This is a genomic window from Aquiflexum sp. (genome assembly GCF_041751335.1).
Taxonomy (GTDB): domain Bacteria; phylum Bacteroidota; class Bacteroidia; order Cytophagales; family Cyclobacteriaceae; genus Aquiflexum.
On record NZ_JBGSXS010000421.1, the window covers coordinates 1 to 2,148 of the forward strand.

A 2,148-nucleotide genomic window follows, 5' to 3' on the forward strand; every position below is an offset into this window, starting at 1 on the left:
CATGTAGTAGGTAGAATTTTATTTAAATTTTTGATTTGATCGTTGGAAAATCTATTTTGGGTACAGATCTGGAAACAAATAAAACCATCATCAAAAAAACAACACCATGACCAAAAAACGAATATTCTTCACCGGAGGATCAGGAAAAGCAGGAAAACATGTAATACCGTATCTGCTTGACCAAGGACATCGGGTGATGAATGTAGACCTGACGCCATTGGATTACCCTGGAGTGGATAACTTGAATGCCGATATTACGGATTCGGGACAGATGTTCAATGCTATGAGTTCCTATGCAGGATTGGATGAGTTGGAAGGAGGGAAGGGGGTACCTAAGTTTGATGCGGTAGTTCATTTTGCTGCCGTGCCTCGCATCCTGATCAAACCTGATAATGAAACCTTTCGGGTCAATACGATAGGAACCTACAATGTGATCGAGGCGGCTGTAAAACTTGGCATCAAGAAGATTATCATTGCTTCCTCAGAGACCACTTATGGAATCTGTTTTTCCGATGGCCCAACGGATCCCAAATCATTGCCTTTGGAGGAGGACTATGATGTCGATCCAATGGACAGCTATGGTTTATCCAAGGTGGTCAATGAAAAAACAGCCCGTGCTTTCCAACGCAGGTCAGGTTTTGATATCTATGCCCTACGAATCGGTAATGTGATTGAGCCACATGAATATGCAGAACTGTTTCCACATTATTTCAAAAATCCCGAAGTGCGTCGCAGGAATGCCTTCTGCTATATTGATGCGCGTGACCTGGGACAGATTGTGGATTTATGCTTGCAAAAAGATGACCTCGGTTATCAGATTTTCAATGCAGGAAATGACCATAATGGAGCCATCATTCCAAGCAAAGAATTGGCGGAACGGTTTTTCCCTGGGGTGCCTTTATCCCATGAATTGGGAGAACATGAAGCCTTGTTCTCCAACCGAAAAATCCGTGAAGTCTTAGGGTTTAAAGAACAGCATAATTGGAGGAAATATGTGACAGGGGAGTGATTCTTGGTTTGGGAGGGTGGTAAAAATGTTGGTTTAATTGTAATTAGGAAATGAAGAAAGAGCAATTTATTAGGGAGTTTTTACCAACAGATATTACACTCAAACTGTACAGAGACATACCTGTTTCCGATTTTCAGGTAAAAATCGATTTAATTAAGAGTTCTGCTGAAACAGTTAGAAAAACATTTGATCCCCGGGTTTATGAAGTTAGACTTCATAATGAAATAGGACATTGCTATTTTATGGCGGATAAATATCCTTTGGCAATAATGCATTTTCAAAAAGCACTTGAAATATTGGAACCTCAACATAATCCTTTTATATATTTCAATATTGTTGGATTACTTATCAGAAGTAACAGAGTAATCGCTGATTTTCCTGAGTCTTGTCGTTGGATTGAAGTAGCATTTAAAAATATACATTTTGCTGACTCCTCCTTTCATAAATTAAATATTCTTAAAGATTATGTGGATGTATTGAAAGATAGAAATCAACCCTTCAATAATGATTATTGTAAAGTAATTGAAGAAATCATTGATGACTTAGGATTTCCCAACGGGTTATATGATCCGATTGATAAGGTCAATTCCATGAAGCAAACCAATCATATCTGGAACAGAAAACTAATGGAAATTTCCCTGATGGACAGAACAAATGTAAATTCATTAATTAAGGCACATGAAGATTATTTACAAAATTGTCCTATTGGTTGGTATAAAAATTACCTCAAGGAGGAAATAGTAGGAATAAAGAACAATATAGAATAAATGTGGGTCTATTTTAGATCAATTTCCATCCACCTTGTCTGGGTGTAGTTTGCAACTACACCCTTTTATCGACTACAATTTACAATGGATTATCCTTTCCTTGATCAAACATTTTTGTTAGATCATTTAATTTTCCCAAATGGAAATTGTTCACTCTACCTTTCACCTCCAGCGCCACCAAAATTGATGGCATTTTCGATTTCTTTTGAGTAGTCTTCAATAAATGCATTTCTCAATAAGTTGAATACTGCCTGCCAAGGATTGTTTTCAATATTCTCGATATGTCCCGAAAGCTCTACCCGGGATGCAATTTGTTCTTCTTTTTTATTTTCCAAAATCCCGCCAACAAAATCAACCACTACATCATAGACC

2 protein-coding genes and 1 pseudogene are annotated in these 2,148 nt (G+C 37.5%); 2 read left to right on the forward strand and 1 reads right to left on the reverse strand.

Annotation, left to right across the window (positions count from 1 at the left end; genetic code table 11):
• Positions 1 to 106 precede the first annotated feature (106 nt).
• The gene (locus ACEW8U_RS22330) at positions 107 to 1,009 is read left to right on the forward strand and encodes an NAD-dependent epimerase/dehydratase family protein (RefSeq protein WP_373524273.1); all 903 of its coding nucleotides are present in this window, start codon (positions 107 to 109) and stop codon (positions 1,007 to 1,009) included.
• A 50-nt stretch (positions 1,010 to 1,059) separates the two neighbouring features.
• The gene (locus ACEW8U_RS22335) at positions 1,060 to 1,776 is read left to right on the forward strand and encodes a tetratricopeptide repeat protein (RefSeq protein ID WP_373524274.1); all 717 of its coding nucleotides are present in this window, start codon (positions 1,060 to 1,062) and stop codon (positions 1,774 to 1,776) included.
• A 155-nt stretch (positions 1,777 to 1,931) separates the two neighbouring features.
• On the opposite strand, the pseudogene ACEW8U_RS22340 reads toward ACEW8U_RS22335, so the two are convergent.
• Positions 1,932 to 2,148: pseudogene (locus ACEW8U_RS22340) on the reverse strand (hypothetical protein); the annotation flags it as partial.

Excerpts from the sequence above, each read along its gene's own strand:
- ACEW8U_RS22330 (WP_373524273.1), top strand. The coding sequence starts at position 107 with ATGACCAAAAAACGAATATTCTTCACCGGAGGATCAGGAAAAGCAGGA.
- ACEW8U_RS22335 (WP_373524274.1), top strand. The coding sequence starts at position 1,060 with ATGAAGAAAGAGCAATTTATTAGGGAGTTTTTACCAACAGATATTACA.